The following is a 14892-nucleotide window of genomic DNA, read 5'->3' on the forward strand; positions in this document are numbered from 1 at the left end:
GGGCGGGGCAGCGGCGGGCGCGCCGGCGGTCGGGGGCGCGGTGGGCGCGGGCGCGGGCGCGGTGGCCGCGGGGGCGGGGGCCGCGGGGGCGGGCGCGAAGGTCGAGCGCGCGGCCTCGACGGCCTCGACGAACGCGTCGTCGGCGGCCAGGCCCGCGTCGATGGTCGCGACGAGCGTCGCGGTCGTCGCGCTCGTCGCGGCGCCCGGAGCGGTCGCGTCGCCGGGAGCGAGCGTCTCGAGATAGGCGGCCAGCGTCAGCGCGCAGCCGAGGGCAGGGCGGCCGGATGCCCGTTCCAGCCGGGCGACGGGAACGACGCGCATGCGCAGCTTGCCCTCCGCGCCCTGGGCGATCTGTTCGAGGCGATGCTCGATGCGCGGGTTGGCGAAGCGCTCGAGCAGCGCCAGCCGGTAGGCGTCGAGGTCGAGATCGGTGCCCGCGGCGAGGTCGGCGAGGTGCCGGGCATCCTCGTTCCACAGCTGGTGCACCTCGGCGAGGCAGCGCGGGTCGGCGATGGCTTCGGCGACGGTGCTGTGCCCACGCAGGCGGCCCGACGAGGCCAGCAGCGTGTGGGCGCCGTTGAGCATCCAGAGCTTGCGGGTCTCCCACGGGCCGATGTCGTCGACGAAACGAGCGCCGGCGGTGTGCCACGCGGGCCGGCCCGAGGGGAACGAGCCGCAGAGCACCCAGTCGCTGAAGGGTTCGGTGACCACGGGGGCGGCGTCGACGAGGCCGGTGCCCGCGAGTACGTCGTCGGCGTCGGCCGGAGTGGCGCGCGGGGTGATGCGGTCGACAGAGGTCGACACGAACGAGACCGCACCGGGCAGCCACGCCGCGAGCAGGGGCGAGACCTCGGCGGCGAGGGCGAGCAGCGCAGCGCCGACGACGGCGCCGTTGTCGGGCACGTTGTCGCAGGGCACGATGGCGAGGGGCGGGGCACCCGCGCGCCGCCGCGCGTCGAGCCCGAGCAGGATGCGGCCGAGCGGCGTGGCGGGCTGCCGCGCGCCGCCGTCGTCGGGGCCGGCGCGGCTGGGTTCGGCGATGCCGCCGGGTGCGGTGCCGCCGGGTGCGGCATCGAGGCTGCCGCCGCCGGGTACGGCGCCACCCGGCGCGATGCCGAGGAGGCGGCGCAGCACGGCGATGTCGGCACGCACGACGTCGTCGAGCAGGTCGAGCCGGGCATCCGGAGCCAGGTGGTAGCCGGCCTCGGTGACCGTGAGCGTCAGGATGACGACGCTCGGGTCGGCCAGCAACCGCACGAGCTCGTCGACGCGGTCGCCGGCGAAGGCCGCAACGAGGCTGCCCACCACCTCGAACGAGTCGGCATCGGCTCCGCGCTCGACGAGCGTGTAGAGCCCGCCCTGCGCGGTGAGCTGCTCGGCGAGGGTGGCGCTGCGTGACGTGAAGGCGGCGATGCCCCAGTCGGCGGCGTCTGACGCGTGCGCGGTGTACCAGGCCTGGTGCGCACGGTGGAACGCTCCGAGCCCGAGGTGCACGATGCGCACCGGTGGAGTGGTCTCGTGCGCGGCGCCGTCCGATTCGCCCTGCCCGAGCAGAGGTATCCGCCCGGTGGCGACGGTCTCACGCGTCAGGGCGACCGGATGCCCAGCGGCGCTCACAGCTTGAACACCGTTCGCGGAATCGACCCGACCAGGTCGTCGGCGATGCGCTCGGCCGATGCCACCGGCAGCCGCCCCTCGGCAACGAGCCGCGCCAGGAAGGCAGAGTCGGCGCGCCTGGCCATGTCGTGCCGCACCGGAATCGACAGGAACGCCCGCGTGTCGTCGATGAACCCCGACCCGCGGTAGAAACCCGCCGTCTCGGTGACCGCCTGGCGGAACCGCCCGATCGAGTCGGGCGCATCGAGGAACCACCAGGGGGCGCCGATGTACACGCTCGGATAGAACCCGGCGAGCGGGGCGAGTTCGCGCGAGAACGCCGTCTCGTCGACCGTGAACAGCACAAGGTGCAGGTCGCGTTCGAGGCCGAATCGCTCGAGAAGGGGGCGAAGGCCCCGGGTGAATGACGTGGCGACGGGAATGTCGTGGCCGGTGTCGGGCCCGAGGCGCCTGAATGTCGGCGTGCTGTGGTTGCGCAGCACCCCGGCGTGCACCGTCATCACGAGGCCGTCGTCGACGCTCATCCGGGCCATCTGCAGCAGCATGTGGCCGCGGAACTCACGGCGTTCGGCGACGGACGCCCGGCCGGAGATCACGCTCTGAAAGAGGGTCTCGGCGGCACCCGCGTCGAGTTCGGCGGTGTACGGTTCTTCGACCCCGTGGTCGGCCGACACCGCGCCGTGGTCGATGAATTGGCGGCGCCGGGCCTCGAGCGCGGCGACATACCCGGCGAACGAGCCTGGCGCTCCCTCGGCCGCGAGCAGGCCGCCGACATTCTCGGCGAACCCGGCCGCGTCGGGGTCGAGGTAGCGGTCGGGGCGGAAGGTGGGCACGACGCGGCCGCCGAGCTCGGGCTCGAGGGCGTGCAACGCCTCGTGCTGGGTCAGGTCGTCGAGCGGGTCGTCGGTCGTGGCGAGAAATTCGATGCCGAAGCGACGGAACAGCGCGCGCGGTCTGAACTCATCGGTCGCCAGTCGCTCCGCCACCGCGTCGAAGATTTCGTCGGCGGTGTCGGCCGACAGGGGGGTGTCGATGCCGAGCACGGTCGCGAGTTCTTCGTCGAGCCAGTACCCCGAGGCGGTGCCGGCGAACAGGTGCCAGTGTTCGGCGAGCACCCGCCACGATTCACGCGGGTCGGCGTTGTCGACCCCGACGCCGACCGTGGTCAGGTCGACGCCCGCCGCGTGCAGCAGGCGGGTGATGTAGTGGTCGCCCGCGATGAAGAGCTCGGCCGCGTCGCGGAACGGCTCGTCGGTGCTCAGCAGGGCGGGTGGCACGTGGCCGTGCGGCGAGATGATCGGCAGGCCGGCGACACGCTCGTACAGGCCGCGGGCGATCGACCGGGTGGTCGGGTCGGCCGGCAGCAGACGGTCAGGGTCGCGGCGGTGCGGAGGAGGCATGGCTGCTATTCCATCGCATCGCGAGCGGCCGTGTCAACCGATTGCCAAGCCACGACACTCGGTGAAGTACGGCGAGCCAATACCCTGCAGACGCACAGCTGAATGTCAGGATGGGGTGCTGCAGACCGTCAGCCAAGGTTAACGATGCGAGGACACCATGACCATGCCACCCCCTCCGCCCCTCCCGCCCCAGCAGGCCGGAGCCGTACCGGGCGGCCCTGTTCCACTCTGGGCGCCGTACTACAACGCCCCCTTCGGCGTCGCCGTGCGCCGTTTCTTCACCAAGTACGCCGCCTTCTCGGGCCGGGCCGGCCGTGCCGAGTACTGGTGGTGGGCGCTCGTCTCGGTGATCGTCAGCATCATTCTGAACATCCTGACGAACGCGACCGGCGGCAACCGCTTCGACTCGCACGGCATGATGACGTACGGCGGCGGAAGCATCGTGATCAGCATCATCGCGCTGGTCTGGAGCCTGGCGATCATCATCCCGAGCCTCGCCCTGCTTTCGCGCCGCCTGCACGACACCAACCACTCAGCGGGCTGGATCTTCATTCTGCTCATTCCGCTGGTGGGCGCCATCATCATCCTGGTGTTCGTTCTCAGCAGCCCGAACCCGGCCGGCGCCCGGTTCGACCGGCCGACCAGCTGAGCCTGCCTCTCCCGGGTCGGCGGCACCACGTGCCGTCGGCCCACTATCGAACGGATCGCGCCACCCGGCGCGGTCCCTTCGTCGTTCTCGAGGGGCTAAACGCTCGCCCCCGCGTCAGCCGGCATCCCCCGAGCGTCAGCCCGCAGCCCCCAGCACGCGCACCGCGCCCCGCTCGACCGCGGCCGCGAGTCGCACGAAGGCGGCCAGGTCGTCGGCCGAACTCGATGCCGCCAGCTCGCCGAGCGAATCGGCGGCTTCGGCTTCGAGCCGGGCGCCCAGTTCGAGCGCGAACGGCGTCGCCTCGACCAGCGTGATCCGGGCATCCGTCGGCGAGGGTCGCCGGGCGACGAGACCCCGCCGTTCGGCCCGGTCGATCAGCCCCGACACCGACGAGCGGTCGAGCTCGAGAACGTCGGCGATCGCGGCCATGCTCGGTGTGCGATCGCGCAGGATGCCCAGCAGCCGCAGCTGCGTCATCGAGAGGTCATGGGCGGCGGCCACCCGAGTGAGTCTGGCCTGCACCGCGAAACTGACCTGCGCGAGCGCATCGACGGCCGTCATCGCAAGTGGGTCGGGCACCGGGGTCGGGGAAGTGCCAGCGTTCATACAGGCATTCTAGCAATATAGTTGGTGACACCACCTATATAATTGGTATCACCAACTAAACGTCTGATCGAGAGAGGCCGCCCATGCACGCCGCCGTTGTCCGAGAATTCGCACGATCCCCGCGCTACGAGGAGTTCGACGCGCCCACCGCTACTCGCCCCACCGAAGAGGTCGTCGACGTCATCGCGTCGGGGCTGCATCCGCGGGTTCGGTCGCAGGCCGACGGGTCGCACTACACGTCTACCGACGAGCTGCCGCTCATCCCCGGCATCGACGGAGTGGGCCGGCGCGCCGACGGTTCGCTCGTCTACTTTCTGCTGCCCGACACCACGATGGGCGCGATGGCTGAGCAGACGGTGATCGACGTTCGCCGCAGCATCCCCCTTCCCGCCGACACCGACGCGGTTCGGCTGGCCGCGGCCATGAACCCCGCGATGTCGTCGTGGGTCGCACTGCACAAGCGGGCCACGCTCACCCCCGGCCAGTCGGTGCTGGTGCTCGGCGGCACCGGATCGGCCGGCCGGCTGGCCATCCAGGTCGCCCGGCGACTGGGTGCCGGCTCGGTAATCGCGGCCGGCCGCGGCGCCGAGAGACTCGCGACACTGGGTGCGCTCGGCGCAGACGAAACGATCGACCTCGCGGCCGCTCCGGATGCCGTGGCCGCCGATCTCGCCACAAAGGCGGCCGACGTCGATGTGGTGCTCGACTACCTCTGGGGCACGCCGACCGAAGACGCCATCATGCCCCTGCTGCAGGGCCGCGCCGACCGCTCGAAGGCCCTGACCTGGATCGAGATCGGCTCGGTCGCCGGCGCCACCATCGCGCTGCCGTCGGCCGCGCTGCGGCAGGCGAACCTGCGGTTCGTGGGCAGCGGCCAGGGGTCGGTCTCGGCCGCCGGTATTCTGTCGACGCTGCCGGCGCTGGTCGACGAGATCAACGCGGGCACATTCGCCGTCGACGCCGTCGCACGGCCACTCAGCGACGTTGAGGCGCTGTGGTCGAATTCCGCAACGAACGAACGCATCGTGCTCACGCCGTAGGCGCGCTGGCCCGCCGGCCGACGGGGCGACAGACGAACCCCAGACGAACCGACCGATCGCCCACAGTCAGCCGCGGCCGACGAGGCCGAGCGCCAAGATGCTCTCGGCCGCCGCCACGATGGCCTCGACGTTGCTGCGCGGCTGCCAACCGAGAACGGTCTTCGCTTTCGTGTTGCGCGCTGCCTTCGGGGTGCCGAGCTGCAGGCGAATATCCTCGAGCTGCGGGGTGAACGGGGCCATGAGCGAGACGGTCCAGTCGGGCAGCTGACGCTTCGGCACCCGGTCGGCCGCCTCGCCGAGCCGCGAACGCAGCAGCTGTGCGATCTGCAGATGGGTCAGCGGCGAACCGGTGACGGCGAGAAATCGTTCGCCCCGGGCATCCGGATGCGTCATCGCCCGCAGGTGCAGGTCGGCCACGTCGCGAACATCGACGGCCGAGGTTGAGACCCGCGCGACCGCCGGCGGCACGCCGCCGAGAAAGCCGCGCAGCAGCAGCAGCGAAGTCGACAGGTGCGGGCCGAGAGCCGGCCCGAACACGCTCACGGGGTTGATCACGGCCAGCTCGAGGTCGGGCGCCCTCTCGGCGATGTATTGCCAGGCAGCCCGCTCGGCGAGGGTCTTCGCCATCGCGTCGGGGCTGACGTCGGCCGTGGCGTCGCTCCAATCGGTCTCGGTGAACACATAGTCGGGCGGATGCTCGACCCCGTGACCGACGGCGGCGAACGACGAGGTCAGAACGACGCGCTCGACGCCGGCCGAACGTGCCGCCCGCAGCACGCGAACCGTTCCGTCGCGGGCCGGAGCGACCAGGGTATTGGGGTTGTCGGGCTGCACAGCCGGAAACGGCGAGGCCACATGCAACACATACCTGCAGCCGACGACGGCCTCGGCCCAGCCGGGCGTGGCGGTGAGGTCGGCCCCGACCACCTGCAGGCGCCCACCCGCCGCCAGGTCGGGGTCGGTGGCGGGGTCGGCGACGGGGTCGGCGGCGGGGTCGGCGTTGCCGGCCTGCGAGCCACTCGCCGCCACTGCAACGGCAGCGAGGCCGGCCGCGACCGCCCGGCGCACCTCGCCCTCGCGCGCCAGCGAGCGAACGGTCGTGCGCACGCGGTAGCCGGCCTCGAGCAGCTGCACGACGCAGTGCGTCGCCACAAAGCCGGTTCCGCCGGTGACCAGCACCATCTCGTCGCTCACGCGCACCTCCTCCCCCCATACTGCCCGTGCTACCTGTAGCGCCCGTACTGCCCGTGCTTCCCGCGCTACCCGCTCCACCCATTTTGGAGGGCGTCGGCATTGAAGGGCGTCGGCATTGGAGGGCGTCGGCATTGGAGGGCGTCGGCGCGACTCCCGCCGCAGTCGCTCGCTGGTTTCTTAATGATAATGAATATCATTATGCTCAAGGCGAACCCCTCACACAGATTGGTCTCCCATGCGCCGTTCTTTCCGTTCGCTCGCCGTTCTGGCGGCTCCCCTCGCCCTCGCCGTCGTGGTCAGCGGATGCTCGACCAGCGGCCCAGCGGCGAGCGGCTCCTCGGCCCCGACTCCCTCGGCCGGCTCGCCCATCCTGATCGTCGCCTCGACCAACGTGTACGGCGACATCGCCGAGCAGATCGGCGGCGACGCCGTGAGCGTGACGTCGATCATCGACGATCCCGACAGAGACCCACATGAGTACCAGGCAGATGCCCAGAACCAGCTGGCGCTGTCGAAGGCACAGATCGTCATCGAGAACGGCGGTGGCTACGACGACTTCATCGACACCATGCTGCAGGCCGCGAACAACCCGGGTGCGACGGTGCTGACCGCCGCAGACCTGTCTGGCTTCGACCAGAACCCGGCCGACGGCTCGTTCAACGAGCACGTCTGGTACGACCTGCCGACCGTGGCGAAGGTCGTCGACCGCCTGACCTCGGTGCTCACCGCCGCAGACCCGGCCGGCGCGGTCACGTTCTCCGCCAATGCGGCCAGCTTCACGGCCCGGCTGACGACGATCGAACAGGCCGTGGCGGCGGCCGCGAGCACCGACGCGGGGGTGGGGGCAGCGATCACCGAGCCGGTTCCGCTGTACCTGCTGACCGCGATGGGCTTCACGAACAAGACGCCCGAGGCCTTCAGCGCCGCAGTCGAAGAGGGTACGGATGCCGCACCCGACGTGCTGCAGCAGACCCTCGCTCTCTTCACCGAGCACCAGGTCGCCGTGCTGGTCTACAACGAGCAGACGAGCGGCCCACAGACGGAGGCGGTTCTGGCGGCGGCCAAGTCGGCCGGCATTGCGGTGGTTCCAGTCACCGAGACCCTGCCGGCCGGCGAAACCTACCTCGACTGGATGAGCGCCACCGTGACGGCCATCACCGCCGCCGTGTGCACCACCGCCGCATCCCAGTGCCGGTGAGCGGCAGCGGCGGATGGATCGGACCGGACTTCGCTCTGCCGGCACCCTCAGCACCGGCATCTTCAGCGCCACCATCGGCAGCACCGGCATCCTCAGCGCCGCCACCGGCAGCGCGTCCGACCAGCGCTCGACCGACTGGATTACCGCACCGTTGCAACCTGCTGAGCGACCTCACAGAAAGACGCTCCGGCAGGGTCGCGCCCCGATCGGAGTTCTATCCTGATGTCACACGAGAGCCTGCGCGAGGCACGCAGACCGGGCTAGCGGGAGAACACCATGACTGTTCGACGAATCACGGCAACACGAAAGACGCCCTCGGGCTATGTCACCCACGTCGACTGCGAAGACCAGCCGGGCGTGCTGGTGGCGGCGGCCGACGCCATTCTCGACATCGAGGTCGGCCAATGCACCTACGTGGTGTCGTGGCCGACCCGGCGGGCCACCGTCATGCACGTCACCGACGCCGGCGGCGGATACCTGCGCGCCGACCTCGACGACTCGCCGCGCAACAACCTGCTCGATCTGCCCGACTGCTGAGTCGCGCACCTCTCGCGGCTGGGCACGCCGGGAACGCCGCGCACGCTAGGCACGGCACGGCACGGCACATCTGGGCTCGCGGCCCGGCTCGCGCTACCCGGCCGCCCCGCCGGCGCGTCTGCTCCTGCCGCGACCGGCCGAGGCCCCGCCGCCGCCGATGAGCTCGGTCGGGATGTTCTTCGAGAACAGCAGCGACACGATCGCGATCACCGTCAGCACGAACAGCGACAGCCGCAGCGCCGCCACCTGCGAGTCGCTGTACAGCGACGCCAGCTGCGCCCCCTGTTCGGCTGACACGCCCGCCTTCTCGGCGATGCCGGCCACGCTCGCGACCGGCACGATCTCCACGCCGTGCTGCGTGCTCGTCTCCACCTGCGACTTCACCGAGTCGGGCAGGTCGCTCGAACTGACGCTGCCGAGAAATCCGGTCGCCAGCGAGCCGATCAGCACCGAACCGATGAGCGCCGTGCCGAGCGACGAGCCGAGGTTCTGAAACACGCCCTGCAGGCCGCCCACCTCGCTGGTCTGCTCTTCGGTCACGGCCGACATGTTCACATTGCCGAGCTGCGACGCGAGCAGCCCGAGCGCGGCGCCCGCGAAGAACATGCCGATCGCGAACGGCAGCGTCTTCAGCTCGAGCGACACAGAGGCGAGCAGGGCGATGGATGCGCCGATCAGAATGAGCTGGCCCAACCGTACGATGCGACGCGGCGACCAGAACGCCGTCAGTCGCGTACCCACGATCGAGAAGATGATGAGCGACACCGACAGCGGAAAGATCTTCAGGCCCGTGCTCAGCGCGTCGAGCCCGAGCGTCATCTGCAGGTACACCGGAATCATGAAGAAGATCGCCGCCGTGATGGCGTACTGCGCGGCCAGCACCGACAGCCCTGCTCGCAGCTGCCTGATGCCGAACATCGACACCTGCACCAGCGGCGCACGACCCGCCCCGACGAGGTGCCGCTGGCGCACCACGAAGAGCCAGAGCAGCACGGCTCCGCCCAGAATGAAGTACGGCACGAGCGAGAGGCCGAGCGGTTCGAGCGGGTTGCCGCCGACGACGGGCGGATGCTCGGGCAGAATCCAGCCCCAGGTCTTGCTCTGCAGCATCCCGAACACGACGAAGACCAGCCCCGCCGCAGAGAGCAGCACGCTCAGCACGTCGACTTTGATCTTCTGCGGCACGCTCGTGTCGGCGACCAAGCGGGTGAGCAGCAGCACCACCGCCATGATCACCACCTCGCCGAAGAACACGTACCGCCAGCTGAAGTAGGTGGTGACGAAACCGCCGATCAGCGGCCCCGCCGCCACGGCCCCACCCGAGATGGCACCGATGATCGCGTAGGCGGTGACGCGGTCGCGCCCCGAGTAGTTGGTCGCGACCAGCGCGGCGATCGCGGGGATCACCAGCACGGCACCCAGACCTTCGATCACCGACCAGCCGACGAACAGCGTCGCGATGTTCGGCGCGAGCCCGGTGATGAGCGACCCGCACGCGTACACGATCGAGCCCACCACGAAGGCGCGGCGGCGACCCCAGATGTCGCCCAGCTTGGCACCCAGCAGCATGAAGGCCGCCATGGTGAGCGTGTAGAAGGTGATGGCGCCCTGCATCGCAGCGACTGTGGTGTCGAGGTCTTTCACCACCGTCGAGATCGAGACGTTCATGACCGTGCTGTCGAGCACCATGACGAACTGGGCAAGACCCAGAACGATGACCGCCGCCCACTTCTTCACGCCTCGAGTATGGCAGCGGGGCGCTGCTTTTGGGAGAACGTGCACAGGTCTCCCCTTACGTGCCCGGCGCGCGGCCCCTACGCTGGGTACACACGCAGCGACGCGGATAAGAGCAAACGAAAAGAGCAAGGAAGCTATGACCGACGAACGCACCTACAAAGCAGAACTCATCGGCCCGACGACCCTCGGCAACGCCGAGGTCATCGAGCTGCCGTACGTCGACGGGGCGTACCAAGACCTCGTCGAGCTGACCTTCGAGGTCGACGGTGCGACGTCTGTGCGCACCTGGGCGCTCGGCGACGGCACCGTCGAACCGATTCCCTACAACTTCGTGGGCGAGGTCGACGCCACTCCGCCGAACGTCGAGAACTGACCGTTCACCAGCCAGAGGGGCCGGCACCGTGCGAACGGGCCGGCCCCTCTGTCATGCGGCGCGCTGGCCGGCGCTGCGGTGGCGGATGCCCCACGACGCGCTGAACGTGTCGCCGGGGTTCACCCAGGCCAGCCCCTCGCCGGTGTTGAACGCGTTGGCCGGGGCCGTCATCGGCTCGATCGCGACGGCGTAGCCCGTGCCGGTCGGCCGCGGAAAGTTGTAGGGCGTGTAGACCTGCACGAACGCGAAGTGCTCGTCGCCCCACAGCTCCGTGCCCGACCCGTCGGGGGCGGTGACCGAGTGCACGGCCCGCCCGTCGGTGAATGCGACGGCGCCGTATCCGTGGTCGATGGCCAGTCCGCCGATGCGGCGGCCTGCGCGCAGGTCGAACGGTGAGCCGTCGAGGCTCACTTCTGCCGTGGGGATCTGCTTGGCATCCACCTCGAACTGAGTGGCGGCGTCGACGGTGAGCACCAGGTCGTCGACGGGCACGTCGCCGACCCGCAGGTACGGATGCGCACCGACCGCCACGGGCGCGGCGTCGGCCGAGCGGTTCGCCACGCGATGTGTCACCGTCAGGCCGCCCTCGCCCAGCGTGTACTCGACGCTCGTGTCGAGCAGGAACGGGTAGCCGTGCTGCGGAAAGACCGTGGCCTCGAGAGTGATCGAGCTCTCAGACGACGCCGCGACACGGTAGGCCGTGTTGCGCAGCAGGCCGTGGATGGCGTTGCCCGTGGCGGGTTCGGTGATGTCGAGCTGCTGGGTCTTGCCCTTCAACTGCCAGCGGGCATCCGCGATTCTGTTCGGCCACGGCACCAGCACGATGCCCGAGCCCATCGGCGGCAGCACGGCGGCAGAGTGGCCCTCGACCGATTCGACCCCGTCGAGAACGAGGGCGCGCAGGCTCGCCGCGAGTTCGGTGACGACGGCGGTCGAGACGCCGGCGGTGCCCTCGAAGCGCAGGGTGAACTGCTCTCCGGTGATCGAGGCGGGGCCGGCTGCGCCAGCTACCATCCTTCGAGGCCCTCGTAGAGCGGGTAGGCGTCGGCGAGCTTCAGAACGCGGGCGCGCAGTGCCTCGACGTCGGGCGACGGCTTCAGCGCCTGGGCGATGATGTCGGCCACCTCGGTGAACTCGGCGTCGCCGAAGCCGCGGGTGGCGAGCGCCGGGGTGCCGATGCGCAGCCCGGAGGTGACCATCGGCGGTCGCGGGTCGAACGGAATCGAATTGCGGTTCACCGTGATGCCCACCGAGTGCAGGATGTCTTCGGCCTGCTTGCCGTCGATCGGCGCAGAGCGCAGGTCGACCAGCACGAGGTGCACGTCGGTGCCGCCGGTCAGAACGCTGACTCCGGCCTCGGCGACGTCGGGTGCCATCAGGCGTTCGGCGACGATACGGGCGCCGTCGAGCGTGCGCTGCATGCGGCCCTTGAACTCGGGTTCGCCGGCGAGTTTGAATGCCGTCGCCTTGGCCGCCACGACGTGCATCAGGGGGCCGCCCTGCTGGCCGGGGAAGACGGCCGAGTCGACCTTCTTCGCGTACTCGGCCGTGCTCAGCACGACACCGCTGCGCGGGCCGGCGAGCGTCTTGTGCACGGTGGAGGTGACCACGTCGGCGTGGGGAACCGGCGACGGGTGCAGACCGGCGGCGACGAGGCCGGCGAAGTGCGCCATGTCGACCCAGAGCGTGGCGCCGACCTCGTCGGCGATCGAGCGGAACGCGGCGAAGTCGAGGTGGCGGGGGTATGCCGACCAGCCGGCGATGAGCACGGTCGGGCGGTACTCGAGAGCCTTGGCACGCACCACGTCCATGTCGACGCGGTAGGTCTCGGGGTCGACGCCGTAGGCCGTCGCGTTGTAGTTCTTGCCCGAGAAGTTCAGCTTCATGCCGTGGGTGAGGTGACCGCCGTGGGCGAGCTCCTGGCCGAGAATCGTGTCGCCGATGTTCGCCAGCGCCATCAGGGCGGCCGCGTTGGCCTGCGCGCCGGCGTGCGGCTGCACATTCGCGTGCTCGGCGCCGAACAGGGCCTTGGCGCGGTCGCGCGCGAGGTTCTCGGCGACGTCGACGAACTCGCAGCCGCCGTAGTAGCGCTTGCCCGGGTACCCCTCGGCGTACTTGTTGGTCAGCACAGAGCCCTGCGCCTCGAGCACGGCGCGGGGCACGAAGTTCTCGCTGGCGATCATCTCGAGCGTGCCGCGCTGGCGGCCGAGCTCACTCTGCAGCACGGCGGCGATCTCGGGGTCGACGCTGGCGAGAGAGTCGTTGAACGTCGACGGCAGCGAACTGGCCGCGTCGGGGGCGGTGGGTGCAGGGGCATTGATGGTCACGGTAGCTCCTCGGTTTCGACAGGTCTGGATGTGCATCGTCGGGCAGCGCGCGAGCACGCTGCAGTTGGTTGTATCCCGACCCAGGCGAGCGGCCGAATCCGTGTCAGTCGCTTCCCGATGGTGACCATCTGAACGCCAGTTGCGACGCGTCCAGCATAGCAGCGTTGCCTTTCCCAGCCGCTGTGAGTATTATTCACTATTCCTCTGTTTTCACGAAAGGACGTGATTGTCATGGCCGGTGCTGGCCCTGTCGGCGCACACGCCGAGCCCGACGGCGATCGCGGCCCCTCCGACCTCGAGCTCGTGCAGCAGACGCGCGACGGCGATTCGCGTGCGTTCGGCGAGCTGTGGAACCGGCACTCGCGGGCGGGCCGAACGGTGGCCCGCAGCTACGGCCTCGACCCTGAAGACGTGGTCGCCGAGAGCTTCGCCAAGGTGCTGCAGGCCATCCGGTCGGGTGGCGGGCCCACGGCGGCGTTCAGGCCGTACCTCTTCAGCACCATCCGCAACGTCGCCATGCAGTGGAAGCGGGGCAGCATCGTCGACGCCAGCGACGAACTGGATGCTCTGGCCGACCCGCACTCCGAAGAGGCCGAGACGCTGCTGGCGCTCGACAAGAGCCTCACGGCGCAGGCCTTCCGGTCGCTGCCCACCCGTTGGCAGGAGGCGCTCTGGTACAGCGAGGTCGAGCAGCTCAGCTCGCACGAGATCTCGCCGCTGCTCGGCATGACCTCGAACGCTGTGTCGGCGCTGACCTTCCGTGCTCGCGAGGGACTGCGCCAGGCGTGGATCCAGGCCCACCTCACCCGCGCCGCCGACACCGACTGCGCGGCCATCATCGACAAGCTCGGCTCCTACACTCGCGGTTCCCTGGGCCCGCGCGAGACCAAGCGTGTCACCGACCACCTCGCCTCCTGCCCCTCCTGCACCATCGTCGAGGAGGAGGCCCGCGACGTGGGTTCCCGGCTCGCCCTCGTGCTCCTCCCTCTCGTGGCGGGCGTCGCGGGTGCGCTGGCCTACACCGTCTGGCTCCAGGGCGGCGACGCCGCCTCTGCCGCCACCCTCCCGGCCGCCGCCCACGCCCCCGCCGCCCACACCCCAGCCCCGAACGCCCAGGCTCCCTCGCCGGTCACCGCGCACATTCCCGCCGCCCATGCCCCCGCGCCGGCCGCCGCCCACACTCCTGCCGCACACGCTCTCACCGCCCACGCTCCCGCGCCGGTGACCGCGCACACCACCACCGCGGCTCAATCCCCCGCCGCCACCCCCGCCGAGCTTGCTCCCGGCGGCCACGGCGGCACCGTTCATGTCGGCCACGGGGTCGCGGCTCCGCCGCTCGGCCACTCGGCCCATTCGGCCAGCGTGAGCGGGCCTGGCGAGGCCAGCACAGGCCTCCGCTCCGACCCTGGCGGCACAGCCACGCGCGGTGACGCGGGCGGCGGCGAACGTGGCAGCGCTGGCAACGCGGCTACCCGACGGTCGGGTGGGGTGGCTCCGTCAGGTCGACCTCCGATGGCGCCCGCGGCGATCGTCACGGCCATGCCCTCGCGCGCCGCCCTGACGGCCATCGCGCTGGGCGTCGCGGCCGCCATCGGTGCCGCGTTCGTGCTCGGTCCGATGGCCGGAGGTACGCGGGTGGTTCCGCTGGCCGACGCCGCATCCACAGGAAGCCATGCCAACTCCGCCGACCGATCATTCACTCCCCGCACGCCCCTCGGCGCGCGGCGGCCGGCCACCCAGGCCCAGCCGCCGCTCGCCCCCACCTTCTCCGCCGATCCGGGTACCGGCGCCACCGCCGCTCCGAGCGATCCCGACGCTGGCGGCAGCGGCGCAGGCCAGGGTGGCGCGACCGGTGGCACGTCGAGCACGGTGCGAGGCACGGGTGGGGGCTCCGGCGCGGGAACAGGCTCCGGCGCGGGAACAGGCTCCGCATCCGCTGGCGCGGGCGGCACCACGCCGACCGCCCCCGGTGGCAACCCGCCGGCACCCGGGAACGCGACAACCCCGGGCGGCGGGTCCACCTCGGGCACCGGGACTGGCACCGGAACGGGCACGGGCCCTGGTACCGGAACGGGCTCTGGCACCGGAACGGGCTCCGGTACCGGAACGGGCTCTGGTACGGGCACCGATCCGACGACCACCGATCCGACGACCACCCCCACGCCGACGCCCACACCGGTGCCCACCCCCACGCCGACGCCCACACCGGTGCCC

13 protein-coding genes and 1 riboswitch are annotated in these 14892 nt (G+C 70.7%); of the genes, 6 read left to right on the forward strand and 7 right to left on the reverse strand.

The window, feature by feature from the left end; translation table 11 throughout:
- Positions 1 to 1617, reverse strand: a 1617-nt coding sequence (locus V3W46_RS13955) for a mannitol dehydrogenase family protein (protein WP_331783733.1), incomplete at its 3' end; no start/stop codon positions are given.
- Positions 1614 to 3017, reverse strand: a complete 1404-nt coding sequence (gene uxaC, locus V3W46_RS13960) for a glucuronate isomerase (protein WP_331783734.1) — start codon at positions 3015 to 3017, stop codon at positions 1614 to 1616. The genes V3W46_RS13955 and uxaC, both read right to left, overlap by 4 nt.
- A 157-nt stretch (positions 3018 to 3174) precedes the next feature.
- Here uxaC and V3W46_RS13965 point away from each other — a divergent pair, with 157 nt between their 5' ends.
- Positions 3175 to 3666, forward strand: a complete 492-nt coding sequence (locus V3W46_RS13965; RefSeq protein WP_331783735.1) for a DUF805 domain-containing protein — start codon at positions 3175 to 3177, stop codon at positions 3664 to 3666.
- Between the two features lie 135 nt (positions 3667 to 3801).
- Here the strand turns inward: V3W46_RS13965 and V3W46_RS13970 are convergent, their stop codons facing one another.
- Positions 3802 to 4272 (reverse strand): MarR family winged helix-turn-helix transcriptional regulator, encoded by a 471-nt coding sequence (locus V3W46_RS13970; protein WP_331783736.1) that lies wholly within the window; start codon positions 4270 to 4272, stop codon positions 3802 to 3804.
- Positions 4273 to 4355: 83 nt separating this feature from the next.
- Between V3W46_RS13970 and V3W46_RS13975 the strand changes: the two genes are divergently transcribed.
- Positions 4356 to 5312 carry a quinone oxidoreductase family protein gene (locus tag V3W46_RS13975; protein WP_331783737.1) on the forward strand — a complete coding sequence of 319 codons (957 nt, stop codon included), beginning with the start codon at positions 4356 to 4358 and terminating at the stop codon, positions 5310 to 5312.
- Positions 5313 to 5378: 66 nt separating this feature from the next.
- Here the strand turns inward: V3W46_RS13975 and V3W46_RS13980 are convergent, their stop codons facing one another.
- Complete coding sequence (locus V3W46_RS13980; protein WP_331783738.1) at positions 5379 to 6506, reverse strand: NAD-dependent epimerase/dehydratase family protein; 1128 nt, start codon at positions 6504 to 6506, stop codon at positions 5379 to 5381.
- 235 nt (positions 6507 to 6741) lie between these two features.
- Here V3W46_RS13980 and V3W46_RS13985 point away from each other — a divergent pair, with 235 nt between their 5' ends.
- Positions 6742 to 7704 (forward strand): metal ABC transporter solute-binding protein, Zn/Mn family, encoded by a 963-nt coding sequence (locus V3W46_RS13985; RefSeq protein WP_331783739.1) that lies wholly within the window; start codon positions 6742 to 6744, stop codon positions 7702 to 7704.
- 276 nt (positions 7705 to 7980) lie between these two features.
- Entirely contained in the window at positions 7981 to 8241 is a 261-nt protein-coding gene (locus V3W46_RS13990) for a DUF3892 domain-containing protein (RefSeq protein WP_331783740.1), read from the forward strand.
- Between the two features lie 93 nt (positions 8242 to 8334).
- Here the strand turns inward: V3W46_RS13990 and V3W46_RS13995 are convergent, their stop codons facing one another.
- Positions 8335 to 9978: an MFS transporter gene (locus V3W46_RS13995; RefSeq protein ID WP_331783741.1), complete on the reverse strand. Its 1644-nt coding sequence runs from the start codon at positions 9976 to 9978 to the stop codon at positions 8335 to 8337.
- Positions 9979 to 10114: 136 nt separating this feature from the next.
- Between V3W46_RS13995 and V3W46_RS14000 the strand changes: the two genes are divergently transcribed.
- Positions 10115 to 10351 carry a hypothetical protein gene (locus V3W46_RS14000; RefSeq protein WP_331783742.1) on the forward strand — a complete coding sequence of 79 codons (237 nt, stop codon included), beginning with the start codon at positions 10115 to 10117 and terminating at the stop codon, positions 10349 to 10351.
- A 51-nt stretch (positions 10352 to 10402) separates the two neighbouring features.
- On the opposite strand, the gene V3W46_RS14005 is transcribed toward V3W46_RS14000, so the two are convergent.
- Positions 10403 to 11365 (reverse strand): aldose 1-epimerase family protein, encoded by a 963-nt coding sequence (locus V3W46_RS14005; RefSeq protein WP_331783743.1) that lies wholly within the window; start codon positions 11363 to 11365, stop codon positions 10403 to 10405.
- Complete coding sequence (gene glyA, locus V3W46_RS14010) at positions 11359 to 12630, reverse strand: serine hydroxymethyltransferase (protein WP_331783745.1); 1272 nt, start codon at positions 12628 to 12630, stop codon at positions 11359 to 11361. Before glyA ends, V3W46_RS14005 begins: the two co-directional genes overlap by 7 nt.
- Positions 12631 to 12749: 119 nt before the next feature.
- Positions 12750 to 12831, reverse strand: a riboswitch (ZMP/ZTP riboswitch).
- Between the two features lie 78 nt (positions 12832 to 12909).
- Between glyA and V3W46_RS14015 the strand changes: the two genes are divergently transcribed.
- The coding region (locus V3W46_RS14015) for a sigma-70 family RNA polymerase sigma factor (RefSeq protein ID WP_331783744.1) at positions 12910 to 14892 on the forward strand (1983 nt) is incomplete at its 3' end.

The organism is Subtercola sp. YIM 133946 (genome assembly GCF_036553535.1).
Classification (GTDB): domain Bacteria; phylum Actinomycetota; class Actinomycetes; order Actinomycetales; family Microbacteriaceae; genus Subtercola.

Bases quoted from the DNA above. Each gene is read 5' to 3' on its own strand.
- uxaC (WP_331783734.1), bottom strand. From the start codon at position 3,017: ATGCCTCCTCCGCACCGCCGCGACCCTGACCGTCTGCTGCCGGCCGAC.
- V3W46_RS13965 (WP_331783735.1), top strand. From the start codon at position 3,175: ATGACCATGCCACCCCCTCCGCCCCTCCCGCCCCAGCAGGCCGGAGCC.
- V3W46_RS13970 (WP_331783736.1), bottom strand. From the start codon at position 4,272: ATGAACGCTGGCACTTCCCCGACCCCGGTGCCCGACCCACTTGCGATG.
- V3W46_RS13975 (WP_331783737.1), top strand. From the start codon at position 4,356: ATGCACGCCGCCGTTGTCCGAGAATTCGCACGATCCCCGCGCTACGAG.
- V3W46_RS13985 (WP_331783739.1), top strand. From the start codon at position 6,742: ATGCGCCGTTCTTTCCGTTCGCTCGCCGTTCTGGCGGCTCCCCTCGCC.
- V3W46_RS13990 (WP_331783740.1), top strand. From the start codon at position 7,981: ATGACTGTTCGACGAATCACGGCAACACGAAAGACGCCCTCGGGCTAT.
- V3W46_RS14000 (WP_331783742.1), top strand. From the start codon at position 10,115: ATGACCGACGAACGCACCTACAAAGCAGAACTCATCGGCCCGACGACC.
- V3W46_RS14005 (WP_331783743.1), bottom strand. From the start codon at position 11,365: ATGGTAGCTGGCGCAGCCGGCCCCGCCTCGATCACCGGAGAGCAGTTC.